The organism is Bradyrhizobium sp. YCK136 (genome assembly GCF_044570075.1).
In the GTDB taxonomy this organism is placed as follows: Bacteria; Pseudomonadota; Alphaproteobacteria; order Rhizobiales; family Xanthobacteraceae; genus Bradyrhizobium; species Bradyrhizobium diazoefficiens.
On record NZ_CP172424.1, the window covers coordinates 6,070,190 to 6,085,068 of the forward strand.

13 protein-coding genes and 1 pseudogene are annotated in these 14,879 nt (G+C 66.7%); 13 read left to right on the forward strand and 1 reads right to left on the reverse strand.

Going from position 1 to position 14,879, the window contains the following annotated elements; all coding sequences use genetic code 11:
- Positions 1 to 26 precede the first annotated feature (26 nt).
- The 13 genes and pseudogenes from ACFLEY_RS29495 to ACFLEY_RS29555 all read left to right on the forward strand — a co-directional run bounded on the left by ACFLEY_RS29495 (position 27) and on the right by ACFLEY_RS29555 (position 13,754).
- Positions 27 to 2,913, forward strand: a pseudogene (locus tag ACFLEY_RS29495) (flotillin domain-containing protein).
- A gap of 11 nt (positions 2,914 to 2,924) precedes the next feature.
- Complete coding sequence (locus tag ACFLEY_RS29500; protein WP_011086163.1) at positions 2,925 to 3,362, forward strand: SRPBCC family protein; 438 nt, start codon at positions 2,925 to 2,927, stop codon at positions 3,360 to 3,362.
- A 5-nt stretch (positions 3,363 to 3,367) separates the two neighbouring features.
- Positions 3,368 to 3,823 (forward strand): SRPBCC family protein, encoded by a 456-nt coding sequence (locus tag ACFLEY_RS29505; RefSeq protein ID WP_011086162.1) that lies wholly within the window; start codon positions 3,368 to 3,370, stop codon positions 3,821 to 3,823.
- A complete protein-coding gene (locus tag ACFLEY_RS29510) occupies positions 3,814 to 4,632 on the forward strand; it encodes a xanthine dehydrogenase family protein subunit M (RefSeq protein ID WP_011086161.1) in 819 nt (272 codons plus the stop codon). Before ACFLEY_RS29505 ends, ACFLEY_RS29510 begins: the two co-directional genes overlap by 10 nt.
- Positions 4,633 to 4,660: 28 nt before the next feature.
- Positions 4,661 to 5,137 carry a (2Fe-2S)-binding protein gene (locus ACFLEY_RS29515; RefSeq protein WP_027548905.1) on the forward strand — a complete coding sequence of 159 codons (477 nt, stop codon included), beginning with the start codon at positions 4,661 to 4,663 and terminating at the stop codon, positions 5,135 to 5,137.
- A gap of 11 nt (positions 5,138 to 5,148) precedes the next feature.
- The gene (locus ACFLEY_RS29520; protein ID WP_060911357.1) at positions 5,149 to 6,735 is read left to right on the forward strand and encodes a xanthine dehydrogenase family protein molybdopterin-binding subunit; all 1,587 of its coding nucleotides are present in this window, start codon (positions 5,149 to 5,151) and stop codon (positions 6,733 to 6,735) included.
- Entirely contained in the window at positions 6,736 to 7,758 is a 1,023-nt protein-coding gene (locus ACFLEY_RS29525; protein WP_011086158.1) for a xanthine dehydrogenase family protein molybdopterin-binding subunit, read from the forward strand. It abuts the gene before it with no gap.
- 10 nt (positions 7,759 to 7,768) lie between these two features.
- Complete coding sequence (locus tag ACFLEY_RS29530) at positions 7,769 to 8,650, forward strand: MoxR family ATPase (protein ID WP_011086157.1); 882 nt, start codon at positions 7,769 to 7,771, stop codon at positions 8,648 to 8,650.
- Complete coding sequence (locus tag ACFLEY_RS29535) at positions 8,647 to 9,768, forward strand: VWA domain-containing protein (protein ID WP_060911356.1); 1,122 nt, start codon at positions 8,647 to 8,649, stop codon at positions 9,766 to 9,768. The genes ACFLEY_RS29530 and ACFLEY_RS29535 overlap by 4 nt, the downstream gene beginning before the upstream one ends.
- Complete coding sequence (locus ACFLEY_RS29540) at positions 9,765 to 10,649, forward strand: amidohydrolase (RefSeq protein WP_060911355.1); 885 nt, start codon at positions 9,765 to 9,767, stop codon at positions 10,647 to 10,649. The genes ACFLEY_RS29535 and ACFLEY_RS29540 overlap by 4 nt, the downstream gene beginning before the upstream one ends.
- A 31-nt stretch (positions 10,650 to 10,680) precedes the next feature.
- Positions 10,681 to 11,529 carry an MBL fold metallo-hydrolase gene (locus ACFLEY_RS29545; RefSeq protein WP_060911354.1) on the forward strand — a complete coding sequence of 283 codons (849 nt, stop codon included), beginning with the start codon at positions 10,681 to 10,683 and terminating at the stop codon, positions 11,527 to 11,529.
- A gap of 20 nt (positions 11,530 to 11,549) precedes the next feature.
- Complete coding sequence (locus tag ACFLEY_RS29550; protein WP_060911353.1) at positions 11,550 to 13,124, forward strand: isochorismatase family protein; 1,575 nt, start codon at positions 11,550 to 11,552, stop codon at positions 13,122 to 13,124.
- A 3-nt stretch (positions 13,125 to 13,127) separates the two neighbouring features.
- Positions 13,128 to 13,754, forward strand: a complete 627-nt coding sequence (locus ACFLEY_RS29555) for an FMN-dependent NADH-azoreductase (protein WP_060911352.1) — start codon at positions 13,128 to 13,130, stop codon at positions 13,752 to 13,754.
- A 94-nt stretch (positions 13,755 to 13,848) separates the two neighbouring features.
- Here the strand turns inward: ACFLEY_RS29555 and ACFLEY_RS29560 are convergent, their stop codons facing one another.
- Complete coding sequence (locus tag ACFLEY_RS29560) at positions 13,849 to 14,874, reverse strand: glycoside hydrolase family 5 protein (RefSeq protein WP_211433318.1); 1,026 nt, start codon at positions 14,872 to 14,874, stop codon at positions 13,849 to 13,851.
- Between the last annotated feature and the right edge of the window lie 5 nt (positions 14,875 to 14,879).

Sequence of the window (14,879 nt, forward strand, 5' to 3'; positions counted from 1 at the left end):
GCCTTTTGGGTTCGAGGGAGGACAAGATGTCAGGGATATTGGTCGGCGAGTTGATCCTCTGGCTGATCGTCGCGATCATCGTGATCGTCGTGGCCGTCTACATCGTGAACTGGCTCTACCATCGCTCCTCCAAGGAGACGTCATTCGTCCGGACCGGCTTCCTCGGCGAGCGCGTGGTGATCAACGGCGGCGCTTTCGTGCTGCCGTTCATCCACGACTACACGCCGGTCAACATGAACGTGCTGCCGATGGGCATCGTCCGCTCCCGCCAGGACGCCGTGATCACCCGCGACCGCATGCGCGTGGACATCGAAGCCGACTTCTACGTCCGGGTCCAGGCCACAAAGGAGGCCGTCTCGATCGCGGCCGCCACACTCGGCCGCCGCACCATGGAGCCCGAACGGCTCCACGCGCTGCTGGCCGGCAAGTTCATTTCCGCAATCCGGTCGGTCGCGTCCGAAATGACCCTGGAGGAGATGCACGAACGGCGCGGCGACTATGTCGTGCGCGTCAAGACCAATGCGGCGGAGGCACTTGCCCAGAACGGACTCGAGCTCGAATCCGTCGCGATCACCGATCTCGATCAGACCGATCTTGAATTCTTCAACCCGTCGAACCGGTTCGACGCCGAAGGCCTGACCCGCCTGATGGAGGACATCGAGGCCAAGCGCAAGCTGCGCAACGACATCGAGCAGGACTCGATGATCAAGATCCGCTCCCGCAATCTCGAGGCCGAGCGGCAGGCACTGGAGATCGAGCGCGAGAGCGAGACCGCGCGGCTGGAGCAGGAACGCGACATCGAGATGCGCCGCGCGCTCCAGCGCACGGAAGTCGCCCGCGAACGCGCACTGCGCGAAACCGAGGCCGAACAGGCCCAGATCTCCGCCCGCGAGACCATCGAGCGCGCGCGGATCGCCAATGACCAGGCCATTGCCGAGGCCCGCATCGCCTCGGAGCGCGAGACCCGCCAGAAGGAGATCGAGCGAACCCGCACCATCGAGGAAAAGGAGCTGCTGGCGCGCGAGGAAATCGAGAAGACCCGGATCGCCAACCAGCGCTCGATATGCCTCGGAGCGCGAGGTGCGCCAGCGCGAGATCGAGCGCATGCGCACCGTCGAGGAGGCCGAGATCGCCGCACGCGAATCGATCGAGAAGGCCCGCATCCAGCAGGACCGCGTCGTCACCGATGCCCGCATCGCCAACGAGGAGGAGACGCGGCGCCGCGAGATCGAGCGCACCCGCGCCGTCGACGAGGCCGAGATCGCCGCACGCGAAGCCACCGAGAAGGCGCGCATCGCCCAGACCATGACGGTCAATGTCGAGCGCATCTCCTCGGACGAGCGGACCCGCGCCCTGGAAATCCAGCAGGTCCGCACCATCCAGGAGGCCGAGATCGAGGCGCAGCGCGCGGTCGAGACCGCCCGTATCGCCCGCGAACGGACGTTGGCCGCCGAGCGCATCGCCGCCGAGCAGAACACGCGGCAGCTCGAGATCGAGCGCAACCAGACGCTCGATGTCGCGGGAATTGCGGCGCGCGAGGCGACCGAAGCCTCCCGCATCGCCCAGGAGGAGCGGGTGCGCTCGCTGGAAATCGCCCGCAACCGCGCCGTCGAGGAAGCCGACATCGCCTCGCGCGAAGCGATCGAGGCCGCCCGGATCGTGCAGGAGAAGACCGTTGCGGCCGAGCGCATCTAGGCCGAGCGCGAAACCCGCGCGCTCGAAATCGAGCGCACCGGCGCTCTGGAGGCCGCCGAGCTGAAGCGGCGCGACGCGATCGAGCGCCAGCGCATCGGGGTCGATCTCGCGCTCGAGGCGGAGCGAATCAACTCGTCCAAGAAGCGCGAGGTGCTCAATATCGAGCAGAAGAAGGCGATCGAGATCGCGGATGAGGACCGCGTCATCGCGCTCTCCACCAAGCGCTCGGAACGGATCGACGCCGACCGCCAAGTCAAGCAGGCCGAGATCGTCGCGCGCAAGGACGTCGAGACCACCGACGTGTCGCGCGAGCAGGCGCTGGAAGCGGCGCGGATCGAGCGCCGCCGCGCCATCGAGCAGCTCGAGGTCGCCCGCGTCCAGTCGCTGCAGGAAGCCGAGATTGCCGCGCGCGAAGAGGTGGAGCGCGCGCGGATCGCGTCCGACCGCGGCCTCGATGAGGCGCGCATCGGCCGCGAGCGCGAGCTGCGCAAGCTCGAGGTCAACCGCGAAAAGGACGTCGAGACGGTGCTGATGGAGAAGGCCATCGCGATTCATCAGAAGTCGCTGGAAGAGTCCGCAGCGCGTGCTGCCGCGGAGGAAGCCCGCATCCATGCGACGGAAGCCACCGAGCGCGTCATCACCGCGCGCGAGAGCGAGATCGCAAGGCGGCGCAAGACGGTCGAGGTGCTGCTCGCCGAGAAGCAGGCCGAGGAGACCCGGATCGCGGCCGACGCCGAGCGTGTCCGCGCCACCGTCGAGGCCGAAGCGCAGCGGATGCTCAACGAGGCCGAGAACGTCCTCACGGATCAGGCGCGCTACTCGCTGTTCCGCCGAAAGCTGCTCGACCGCATCGAAGGCATCGTGCGCGAAAGCGTCAAGCCGATGGAGAAGATCGAGGGCATCCGCATCCTCCAGGTCGACGGGCTCAACGGCAATGGCCATGGCGGCAATGGCGGCCGCAGCGCCACCGACGAGGTGATCGACTCGGCGCTGCGCTACCGCGTCCAGGCGCCTCTGATCGATTCGATCCTCGCCGACATCGGCGTCGAGGGCGGCAGCCTCGCCAAGATGCCGGGCCTGATCCGCGAAGCCCGCGACATGCAGGGCATCAAGGAGTCCGCGCGCAAGGGCGGCGGCGACAAGCCAGCCGCCTCCCCGCCTGCGACTGAGGGCGGCGGCGAACCGCCGGCCGAGCGCGGGCCGCGGAAGAAGAGCTGAGGATCGCGTTCATGGCCCGCGTCTACGTCTCCACCGTCGTCAACGCCCGCAACGACCGCGTCTGGGCGCGGGTGCGCGATTTCAACGGCCTGCCGAATTGGCACCCGGCGATCGCGGAGAGCCGGATCGAGGGCGGCGAGCCCTCGGACAAGATCGGCTGCGTCAGGGATTTTCGCCTGCGCAACGGCGACCGCATCCGCGAGAAGCTGCTCGGCCTCTCCGACTACGACATGTTCTGCACCTATTCGATCCTGGAATCGCCAATGGGCGTGGAGAACTACGTCGCCACCCTGCGGCTCACGCCCGTCACCGACGGCGACCAGACGTTCATGGAATGGACCGCCGAGTTCGACTGCGCGCCGGAGCGCGAGACGGAGCTCGTCAACAATATCGGCGGCGGCGTGTTCCAGGGCGGGTTTGACGCGCTGAAGCGCGTGTTCGGAGGCTGACACCCGTGCCGCATATCGTCAAAAGCACGATTTTGGACGCGCCGACCGATGCGGCGTGGTCCGTGCTGCGCGATTTCAACGGGCACGACCGCTGGCACCCGGCGGTTGCGACCTCCATGATCGAGCGTGCGCAGCCCTCCGACAAGATCGGCTGTGTCAGGCGCTTCAAGCTGAAGGACGGCTCCGAGCTGCGGGAGCAGCTTCTGGCGCTGTCCGACCTGGAGCAGTCCTTCAGCTACTGCCTGCTCGATACGCCGGTGCCGATGTTCAACTACGTCGCCCATGTCCGGCTGCTGCCGGTCACCGACGGCGACCGCACCTTCTGGCACTGGGAGTCACGCTTCACGACCAGGCCGGAAGACAAGGATCGCATCACCCACATGGTCGCCGAAGACATTTATCAGGCCGGGTTCGAGGCGATCCGCCGGCATCTGAAGGAGGCCGCATCATCATGGCCGTGACAGTGAAGACGTTCACCAGCGCCAGCGAGGCGGCCGGGGCGCTGTCCTCGGACCGCAGCGCGCGCTATCTCGGCGGCGGCACACTGGTGATGCGCGCGCTGAACGAGGGCGATGTGACGATCTCGACCGTCGTTCGCGCCCACGACCAGGCGCTGACCCGGATCGACGCATCCGGTCCGCGCGTGACGCTCGGGGCCGGGGTCACCTTCGCGCGCATCCTCGCCGAACGGGACCTCGCCTTCCTGCATGCCCCTGCCCGCTCGATCGGCGGTCCCGCCGTGCGCAACATGGGCACCGTCGGCGGCAATCTCTTTGCGCCCACTCCCTATGGCGATTTCACCGTCGCGCTGCTGGCGCTTGACGCCACCGTCGCCGTGCAGGGCGGCTTTGGCGCGCGCGACGTCCCGATCGAAGAGTTCTTGCAGGCGCGCGACCGCCAGGCCGGGACGCTGGTGCTGTCGGTGTCCTGCACCCGGCCGGCCAGCAGCGAGGCCTTCCGCTATCGCAAGATCGCGCGCATCAAGCCGAAGGGCGGCTCGGTCATCACCCTTGCCGCGCATCTGCCGGTCAGCGGCGGCCGGATCGCGGGCGCCCGCATCGCGCTAGGCTCGATGGCGCCGACGCAGATCCGCGCCCGCGCCGCCGAGCGTGCGCTCGAGGGCCGCTCGCTGGATGCCGCGACCATCGCGGCCGCCGCATCCGCAGCGACCGAAGGAACATCGCCATCCGACAACGCGCTCGGCAGCGCCTGGTATCGCCGCGAAATCGTCGGCGTCCATCTGCGGCGTCTGCTGTCCGGCCAGGAATAGATCAAGAATAGACAGGGAATAGGTCGTCATGTCCAAGATACCCCTGCAATTTCGTCACAACGGCCGCGACGTCGCGATCTTCGTCGACGGCGGCACCAATCTGCTGGTGGCGCTGCGCGAGCTGATCGGCGACATGACGCCCAAATTCGGCTGCGGCCAGGGCGGCTGCGGCACCTGCAGCGTGCTGATCGACGGCGAATTGCACCTCTCGTGCCTGACGCTGGCCGAGACCGTCGCGGGCCGCGCGGTCGAGACCCTCGACGGCATGAAGCAGGGCCCGAATTTGCATCCGCTCCAGCGCGCCTTTGCCGACCATTTTGCCGCCCAATGCGGCTATTGCACGCCGGGCATGCTGATGGCGGCAAAGGCCCTGCTCGACCGCAACCCCGCCCCGAGCCGCGCCGAGGTCGTCGAGGCGATCTCCGGCAATATCTGCCGCTGCACCGGCTACGAGCCCATCATCGACGCCATCCTCGCTGCTTCCGGCAGCCGAGCGAGTGCCTGAGGATCCCCATCATGCTGGAACTGCGCAAGGACATCTTCGCCGACGAGCGCGACGATAATTTGAAAGAGATCGGCAAGGGGACGCAGCGCCAGGACATGCTCGGCCACGTCACGGGCACGTCGAGCTATTTCAACGACCACAAACTTCAGGGCATGCTGCACCTGAAGGTCGTCCGCTCGACCGAGGCGCATGCGAGACTGCGCCGTATCGATACCACCGAGGCCGAGCGCTCGGCCGGCGTGCGCCGGATCATCCGCGGCACTGACGTGCCGGTCAATCTCAACACGCTGCTGAGCCTGATCAATTTCGGCAAGGACGACGAGCCTTCGCTGGCGGTCGACAAGGTCCGCTACAAGGGCGAGCCGATCGTCGCCATCGTCGCCGACAGCGAGCGCGAGGCGTTCGAGGCGATTGCCAAGGTCAAGGTCGACTACGAGGTGCTGCCGGCGGTGTTCGACGTCGAGGACGCGCTCAAGCCTGGCGCGCCCGTGGTCAACGAGACCTACCCGAAGAACACATTCACCTATCACGAGGTCTACGATCACCAGCGCTTGCGTTTCGGCGACGCCGATGCGGCGCTCGCCACCGCCGATCACGTGCTGGAGCAGCGCTACCAGATGTCGCCGATCGAGCACGCGCCGACCGAGACCAACGGCGCGATCGCCGCGCCCGACACCAACGGCCGCTACGTCGTCTACACCTCGACGCAGGCGCTGTTCTTCTCGGTCGACACCTGCGCCAAGATCCTGGACGTGCCATCCAACACCTTCCACTTCATCGGCGGCACCGTCGGCGGAGGCTTTGGCGGCAAGGTGGACACGCTGACGGAACCGCTCGCGATCCTGGGAGCGATGCTGACCGGGCGGCCCGTGCGCTACGTGTTCGGCCGCGAGGAGGAGATGCAATACGGCCCGCCGCGCGGCGCCGAGCGCATCTACATCAAGGATGGCGTGATGCGCGACGGCCGCATCGTCGCGCGCAAGATCCGCGCCTATTTCGACAGCGGCGCCTATACGCGGCTGTCCAGCTACGCGGCCGTGAAATGCGCCGCCCACCTGCCCGGCCCCTACACCATCCCGAACGTCTATGGCGACGTCTATTGCGTCTTCACCAACCGGACGCCTGCAACCGCCATGCGCGGCTTCGGCGTCACCGCGATGGATTTTGCCATCGAGTGTCAGATGGACAAGCTGGCAAATCTCGTCGGCATGGACCCGATGGAGTTCCGCATCCTGAACGCCTATCGCGACGGCGACATGAAGGCGCACAGGCGCGAAGCCAAGAACACCGCGCTGATCGAATGTGTTCAGGTTGCGGCCGAAAAGGCCAAATGGCCGATCCGCGACGAGTTCAAGCGCGCGTCCTCGCGCAAGGACGGCGGCGGCAGCCGCGCCGTGATTCCGCCGACACCGACGGATTCGCACCCAAGGCCGGCTGTGGCCGCGCAGCAGCGCACGACCTATGACCGGCTTCCACCGACGGTCACCCGCGAGCCGCCGCGCGAGCCGCCACCACCGGCGCCGCCTCCCCCGCGGCCCGCTGCGCCCTCGCATGGCGCGACCCGTTTCTCCTCCGTCTTCGGCACCAGGAGGCGCTAGATGACCCGGCATCGCGGACGCGGCATGGCGTCGATCAACTATCCCATCGGCATGAATCTCGGCGGCGACCCCAGCCAGGCGCTGGTGCACTCCAATCCGAGCGGCAAGTTCACCGTCGCGCTGTCGTCGATCGACCTCGGCCAGGGCATGAAGTCGGTGACACGGCAGATCTGCGCGGAGACGCTGGGCGTGCCGGTCGAGGACGTCTATGTCGACACGGCCGACTCCGACACCGGCCCGCACTGCATGGGCTCGTTCGCCTCGCGCGGCACCCACCGCGTCGGCAATGCCGTGATGGCCGCCGCCCGCGAGGCGCGCGGCGTGATGATGGAGGCCGCCGCAGAGGAGCTCGAGGTCAACGCCGCCGATCTCGAGACCGACGGGCGCGGCAACATCCACGTCAAGGGCGCGCCGCACCGGTCGATCTCGACCAAGGACGTCGCGATCGCCGCGCAGTTCAAGCAGGGCAAGACCATCTCCGGCCGCGGCATCTTCCTCGTCCCTCTTTCCAACGTCGATCCGGAAACCGGCGAGATGTCGCCGGCAACCTGCTACGCCCATGCCTGCCTGGTCGCCGAGGTCGAGGTGGACGACGAGACCGGCGAGGTCGCGATGGTGCGCATGGACTCCGCCTATGAGCTCGGCCGCGCGCTCAATCCGCGCCTGGTCGAGCAGCAGCTGGTCGGCGGCGCCTGGATGGGCGTCAGCCACGCGCTCTACGAGACGCCTGAGCCCTACTATCCCGATCCCGTTCACGGCCCCCGCGATTTCGTCGAATATCTGATGCCCGGCCCCGGCGATATCTGCCCGCACGACATCGCCGTGCTGGAGCGTCCTGCGCCGGATGGCCCGTTCGGCGCCAAGGGCCCCGGCGAGATGTGCGCCAATCCGGTGCTACCGGCCGTCGCCAATGCGATCTTCAACGCGGTCGGCGTCCGCATCGACGATCTGCCGATCACCCCGGAAAAAGTGCTGCGCGCCATCAAATCCCAGGGCGGCGCGCGACCGCAGGCACGGCGCTAGAGGTCTTGCAATGGCGGTCCGCAGCAACATCGTCGGCATCGACAGCCCCGAAGCGCTGGAGAAGGCGCTGCGCGCGGCCTATTACCTCGCCGACGAGGGGCTCGCGACCGCAGCCTATCTCGGCCTCGCCCTCGGCAAGCCCCTGCTGCTCGAAGGCGCGCCGGGCGTCGGCAAGACCGAGGCGGCGAAGGCCATCGCCGCCGTGCTGGGGCGGCGTTTGATCCGGCTGCAATGTTATGAGGGCATCGATTCGTCCGCGGCGCTCTACGAGTGGAACTACCCGCGCCAGATGCTCGCGATCCGCCAGGCCGGCGACGAGAGCATCGACATCTATGGCGAGACGTTCCTGATCGAACGGCCGATGCTCGCCACACTGCGTGCGCCCGATTCCACCGTGCTGCTGATCGACGAAATCGACCGCGCCGATCAGGAGTTCGAGGCCTTCCTGCTCGAATTCCTGTCCGACTTCCAGATCTCGATCCCCGAGCGCGGCACGGTCCGCGCGGCGGAGCGTCCCGTCGTGGTGTTGACCTCGAACCGGACGCGCGACCTGCACGAGGCCCTGCGCCGCCGCTGCGTCTATCACTGGATCGACTATCCCACCGAAGAGCGCGAGGCGCGCATCGTGATGCTGCGCGCCTCCAGCGTTGCGGAGGCAACCGCACGCGCCGTCGTTGCCGCCGTCGGCAAGCTCAGACGCGAGCCGCTCAGCAAGGCCCCGGGCATCGCTGAAGCCGTCGACTGGGCCGAGGCGGCGACCTTGCTGCACAAGGGCGGCGCGCGCTGGCCCGATGCCTTCAGGCGCTCGATCGGCGTGGCGCTCAAGGACGAGGAGGACCTGCACTTCATCTCACCCCGGCTCGATGCGATGCTTGCGGAGGCAACCGCATGAGTCCCGAACTGCAACTGCCGCAGGCGGCGCGCGTGTTCGTCTCCTTCGTCGCACTGCTGCGCGCCAACGGCTTCGCCGTCGCCCCGGAACAGACCACCGCGTTCCTCACTGCGATCGAGCTGCTCGGCCCGCGCGATCTCGGCGATATCCGCCAGGCGGCGCTGGCCACCCTCGGCCCGCCGCCCGAACGCCGCGCGACCTTCGACCGGCTGTTCGACCTCCATTTCCGCGGCAGCGAGGCCGTCACGCGCGATGACGACGGCGAGGACGACGAGACCGTCCGGCTTCAGGAAGAAGGCCGCGGCGAGGAGGAGCCTCTGCTCTCCGACGACGCCAACGAATCCGGCCTCACCGCGACCCGTACCGAGGCGCTGGTCGACCGCCGCTTTGCGCAACTCTCTCCCGGCGATGCGCTGCGCCGCCTAACCCGCGAAGCGCCGCGGCGTCTGCCCAGGCGACGCGGCCACCGGCGCATGCAGGCCCGGCGCGGTCCGTTCGCCGATCTTCGCCGGACCTTGCGCGATTCCGTGCGCAGCGACGGCGAGGTCCTGCGTCTCGGCCACCTGAAGCGCAGGCAGCGCCCGCGAAAAATTCTGCTGCTGATCGACGTCTCCGGCTCGATGAAGAGCCGCACCGAGGAGAACATGAAGCTCGCCCACGCGCTGGTGCAGGCAGCGCCCAATGTCGAGGTCTTCACCTTCGGCACGCGCCTGACCCGTGTCACCCGCGCGCTGCGGCTCAAGCGGCGCGAACAGGCGCTGAGCGCGGCCGCCCATCTCGTCAGCGACTGGGACGGCGGCACCCGGATCGGCGATGCCTTGCAAGCCTTTCTCGCGGTGCCGCGGTTCGGCGGCTATGCGCGCGGGGCGGCGGTTATCGTCGTCTCGGACGGGCTGGAGCGCGGCCCACCCGACGCGCTGCGCGACGCCGTGGCAAGACTGTCGCGGCGGGCCTGGCGCATGAGCTGGCTGACGCCGCTCGCAACGGGTCCGGGCTTTCGCCCCCAGACCGAAGCGCTCGTCGCCATCGAACGCTTCGTTGACGATCTCGTCGACGGCGGGTCGAGCGCGTCGATCGTCGCGCATGTCCTGGCACTGGGACGAAGGAGAGTTGCGTGACCGAGATTGTCGACGGCCATCATCACATCTGGCGGCAGGCGGACCTGCCCTGGCTGATCGGCCCCATGCAGCCCCGCATCTTCGGACCCTACGAGCCGATCCGGCGCGACTATCCGATCCAGGAATATCTCGGCGATCTCAAGGGCACCGGCGTCAATCGCTCCGTCTACGTCCAGACCAACTGGGCCAACGATCGTTTCGAGGACGAGGCCGCCTGGGTGCAGCAGACCGCGGACGAGCAAGGCTGGCCCCACGCCATCGTCGCCTATGCCAATTTCGCGGTCGACGACGTCCGCCCGCAGCTCGACCGCCTCAAGCGTTACCCGCTCGTGCGTGGCGTGCGGATGCAGCTGCACTGGCACGAGAACCCGCTTTATCGGTTTGCCACCCGGCCTGATCTCTGTCTCGACCCCCTGATCCGCAGCAACGTCGGATACCTCGCCGACTACGGCTGGAGTTTTGATCTTCAGGTGTTCACACCGCAGATGCCGGATGCCGCGCATATGGCCGAGGCCTGCCCGAAGGTGACCTTCATCCTCCAGCACGCCGGGATGCTGGAGGATCTTTCGCCGGCAGGCCGCGCGGCCTGGCGCGCGGGAATGGCACGCCTCGCCGCATGTCCGAACGTGGTGTCGAAGCTGTCCGGGCTCGGCACGTTCATCCACCGCAACGATCCCGCGCATATCGCCGCGGTGCTGACCGACACGGTCGCGACCTTCGGTGCCGAACGCTGCCTGTTCGGATCGAATTTTCCGATCGAGAAATTGTGGACCAGCTATCGCGAGCTCGTTGGCGCGTTTCGCGCGGCGGCCGCTCCGCTGAGTACCGGGCAACAGGACGCGATCTTCAGGACCACCGCGGCGCGCGTCTACCGGCTTTGACAGACAAGAAACGAGACAGGGAGAGACACGGATGGCGCTGGAGATCAAGATCCTGGACTATGGCGATATCGAGCTGGAATCGAGCTTTCTGGTTCTCGGCCGCGACTGCGGCCGCACCCGCCGCGTCCTCACGCTCGGCTTTTTGATCCTCGGCGGCAAATATCCGGTCGTGGTCGACACGGGCTACCGCTCCAACCAGATCATGGAGACGCTGGGCATGCGCGGGCTGCAGTACCACGAGCACATGATCGAGAACCAGCTTGCCCGCCATGGCGTGCGCATGGGCGACGTGCGCTTCGTCTGCCACACCCATCTGCATATCGACCACGCCGGCAAGGACGATCTGTTTCCGATGAACACGACCGTCGTCCTCAATCGCAAGGAGCTGGAATATTCGGTCTCCGGCCTGATGCATCCGCAATATCCGGCGCCCGACATCAAGCACCTGATCGACCGCCTGCACACCAAGAGCGCGCTGCGTTTCCTCGATCTGGAGATCACCGGGCCGATCGAGCTGATGCCCGGCGTCTATTGCGACGCCGCCAACGCCCACACCGAGGGCTCCATGAACATCATCGTCGAGACCGCCGACGGGATCGCCACCATCTGCGGCGACGTGATCTACGATTTCAACGACCAGATCGTCACGCCGTTCAACGAGATTCACGACTGGGAGCCGCGGACGACCGGCAACCACGGCACCAGCAACCGGGCGGAGAAGGCCTCGATCAAGAAGCTGCTGAGCAATTCGCGCTATTTGCTGCCGGTGCACGACAGGCCGGCCAAGATCGAAGGCGGCATGGTCGTCGGCCGTCTGCACGACCAGGTCCCCGGCCCGATCGTGCAGTCGCTGCCCCCGCGCAACTGGTTCCCGGCCTGACGCGCTCGAAGGATCGACCGATGACGCATGTCACCTTGCGAAGTGAGTTCGAGACCTTGATCGATCCCTATGCGCCGGTCGCGCAGGTCGGAACAGGCTTTGACTTCACGGAGGGCCCGATCTGGCATCCGATCGATCACTACCTCCTGTTCTCGGACATGCCTGGCGACGTTCGGCGGCGTTGGGACGCACGGCGCGGCGTGGCCGAGGTCAAGCGCCCGTCGAACAAATGCAACGGCATGACCTACGACGCCGAGCTCAATCTGATCGTCTGCGAGCACGCCACCTCGTCGCTGATCCGCGAGCGGCCGGACGGCCGGCGCGAGGTGCTGGCCTCGCATTTCGGGGGCCAGGAGCTCAACAGCCCCAACGACGTCTGCGTGCACTCCTCGGGCGCAATCTATTTCTCGGATCCCTGGTACGGCCGCATGCCGGTCTATGGCGTCGAGCGGCCGCGGCAGCTTGGCTTCCAGGGCGTCTATCGTGTCATGCCCGGCGGCGAGCCGAAGCTCGTCGTCGACCGCAATCTGTTCGACCAGCCGAACGGACTGTGCTTCTCGCCCGACGAACGGCTGCTCTATGTCAACGACACCGTGCAGGCGCTGATCCGCGTATTCGACGTCAATGCCGACGGCACGCTCTCGAATGCGCGGGTGTTCGCAAGTAGCATCAAGTCCGAGCTCGAGCCTGGCCTGCCCGACGGCATGAAGTGCGACCAGCACGGCAATGTCTGGGTCACCGCACCCGGCGGCGTTTGGGTCTACTCGCCACGCGGCGAACTGCTCGGCAAGGTTCGTGTACCCGAACTCGTCGCCAACCTCGCCTGGGGCGGGCCGGATTTCCGCACGCTCTATCTGACCTCGACGCATTCGGTCTATGCCATCCCGACCAGGGTGGGACCGCGCCACGAGCCCTATATGAGCGGCAGGCGCGGCGGCGGAGGCGCAAGCGCCGGCCCCGCGGCCGCAGCGCCCATCCTCACCGACGGCGAGATGCGGCTCGATCCGCAGCGCTGCGCCATGATCATCCAGGATCTTCAGAACGACGTCATCATGGATGGCGGCGCATTCGACGGGTCTGGCGCGCCCGCTCACGCGAAGCAGCAGCATGTGGTCGAGAATGTCCGGCGTCTTGCCGAGGCCGCGCGGGCGCGCGGCGTCGCCATCATCCATGTCTGGTTCGTGGTCGAGCCCGGCGCCCCCGGCGTGACGCTGAACGTGCCGCTGTTCGAGGGTCTGGTCGACAGCAAGGCGATGGTACGCGGCAGCTGGGGCGCGGCACCGGTCTCGGGCCTGGAGCCCCGGCCCGGCGATTTCGTCGTCGAGAAGATGCGGATGAGTGCCTGGGAGGGCACGCGGCTGGAGACGATCCTGAAGGCCACCGGCCGCGACATGATCATCAACACCGGCGCCTGGACCAACATGTCGGTCGAGCACACCGCGCGCACCGGCGCCGACAAGGGCTATTTCATGATCGTGCCGGAGGATTGCTGCTCGACCATGAATGCCGACTGGCACTCGGCCTCGATCAATTTTGCCATGCAGAACGTCGCCATCGTCACGCGGGCGGATGCCGTCATCAGAGCGCTGGGATGAGCGGTGGCAAAGCTCCTGCACCTCTCCTGCTCGCCGCGCCCCGACTCGGAGTCGAGCGCCGGCGCGCGCGTCTTCCTTGACGGATTTCACAAGGCGGGTCCCGACTGGGACATCGACGTCATGGATCTCTGGCGGGAGCGGATGCCGGAGTTTGGGGGGCCGATTGTCGAGGCCAAATATGCGCGGATGAAGGCCCAGGCCTTCGACGACGCCCAGCGCGACAGCTTTGCCGAGGCCGAGCGCATGGCGACGCGCTTGTCGCTCGCCGAACGCGTGCTGATCTCGACGCCGATGTGGAATTTCGGCATCCCCTACAAGCTCAAGCAGTGGTTCGACATCATCGTCCAGCCCGGCCTTACCTTCCGGTACGACCCGGCGTCGGGCTATCTTCCGCTCCTAGAGGACCGGCCGACCATCGTCATCCTCGCCAGCGGCAGCGACTTCGTCACCGGCATGAATCGCGGCCGCACCGACATGGCGACACCCTATTTGCGCGAGGCGCTGCGTTTCATTGGCATCAGCGACGTGCGCTTTGTGCCGATCGGGCCGACCACCGGCCCGGCGGACCCGATCCTCGCCGCGCGCGAGACGGCGTATCGACGCCTCCGCGAGATCGCCACATGGTTTTGATCGACGCGCCACGCTAGGCGATTGCGAGCGGCGAGAGCGCGGCAGATTTCGCGCGACGGCCGACAAGACTGTCAGCGAAATCGCGACCGCCGCTTCAACGCTGCGGCGGAATCAGCGCACGCAGGATGTCCGGCTTCCAGGCCTGACGCGCGCTGTCGAAGGCCGCGAAATCATGGTCGAATTGCCAATAGGCCCATGACCAGCCAAGCCGGTCGGCGCTTCTCGCCATGAACGACAGATATCTTGCGCGGCTGTCGGATGGCGCACGCTCGTATACCCCGAACTCGCCGAGATAGACGGGGCGCTTCTCCTTCTCCGCCCAGAGATTCATCTTCTCGAAGTCAGCAGCAGCCTTGGCTTCGTCGTCGGGACTGCCCCAATCCAGCGGCCCGATCCGCGAAAACGTCGGGGACCACGGTGCGCCCTGATGCGTGAATCGTATCGGCGCGTAATAGTGAAACGTGACAATCAGGTTCCTGTCGTCGGCCGGCAGAGCCAGGTCGTCGACGGGGATGTCGTCCGTATTGAGAACCGCGGCAATGACCGGCCGCGCCGGATTGGTGCGGCGGATGATTTCAAGACATTCGTTGAGGAGCGAATTCCAGTCGCCGGACGTCATTTGCCCGCCAGGCTCGTTCAGGACCTCGAAGACCAGCGCGGGATATTTTCCGGCATAGCGCTCGGCGATCTGCCGCCAGAATGCCCTGAGCTTCTCGCCGCATTCGGAAACGTCGCGTTGGCAGATATGGGTGTCGTGCTCGTCAACGATCGGAATGAGGTTTCTTGCAAGGACGTCCTCGATGACGGCATCGAGCCGCCTCAGAACGATCTCGTCCAGCACGTTCCCCGGGCCCATGAACTTGAAGCCGAAAAAGTTGATCCTGACGTGCGAAAATCCGGCCTTCCTGATTGCCGTCAGATTGTCCAGGCGGAATGGCGCGTTCCGGCCGCCTTCCCAGATCCCGTCATAGCCGAGAATATTGATGCCGCGCCCCAATTTCGGCAGGTCACGGGAAGCAGCCTGCCCGGCCCCATTGGCATGGAAGCCAAACGACGCGAGGAAAACTGCCGTTGCCGCAAGATTGACGCTTCTCGTCCAGCGAGCGCGGATGGCTCTCATCTTGC

Excerpts from the sequence above, each read along its gene's own strand:
- ACFLEY_RS29515 (WP_027548905.1), top strand. The coding sequence starts at position 4,661 with ATGTCCAAGATACCCCTGCAATTTCGTCACAACGGCCGCGACGTCGCG.
- ACFLEY_RS29545 (WP_060911354.1), top strand. The coding sequence starts at position 10,681 with ATGGCGCTGGAGATCAAGATCCTGGACTATGGCGATATCGAGCTGGAA.
- ACFLEY_RS29520 (WP_060911357.1), top strand. The coding sequence starts at position 5,149 with ATGCTGGAACTGCGCAAGGACATCTTCGCCGACGAGCGCGACGATAAT.
- ACFLEY_RS29535 (WP_060911356.1), top strand. The coding sequence starts at position 8,647 with ATGAGTCCCGAACTGCAACTGCCGCAGGCGGCGCGCGTGTTCGTCTCC.
- ACFLEY_RS29530 (WP_011086157.1), top strand. The coding sequence starts at position 7,769 with ATGGCGGTCCGCAGCAACATCGTCGGCATCGACAGCCCCGAAGCGCTG.
- ACFLEY_RS29525 (WP_011086158.1), top strand. The coding sequence starts at position 6,736 with ATGACCCGGCATCGCGGACGCGGCATGGCGTCGATCAACTATCCCATC.
- ACFLEY_RS29560 (WP_211433318.1), bottom strand. The coding sequence starts at position 14,874 with ATGAGAGCCATCCGCGCTCGCTGGACGAGAAGCGTCAATCTTGCGGCA.
- ACFLEY_RS29550 (WP_060911353.1), top strand. The coding sequence starts at position 11,550 with ATGACGCATGTCACCTTGCGAAGTGAGTTCGAGACCTTGATCGATCCC.
- ACFLEY_RS29500 (WP_011086163.1), top strand. The coding sequence starts at position 2,925 with ATGGCCCGCGTCTACGTCTCCACCGTCGTCAACGCCCGCAACGACCGC.
- ACFLEY_RS29510 (WP_011086161.1), top strand. The coding sequence starts at position 3,814 with ATGGCCGTGACAGTGAAGACGTTCACCAGCGCCAGCGAGGCGGCCGGG.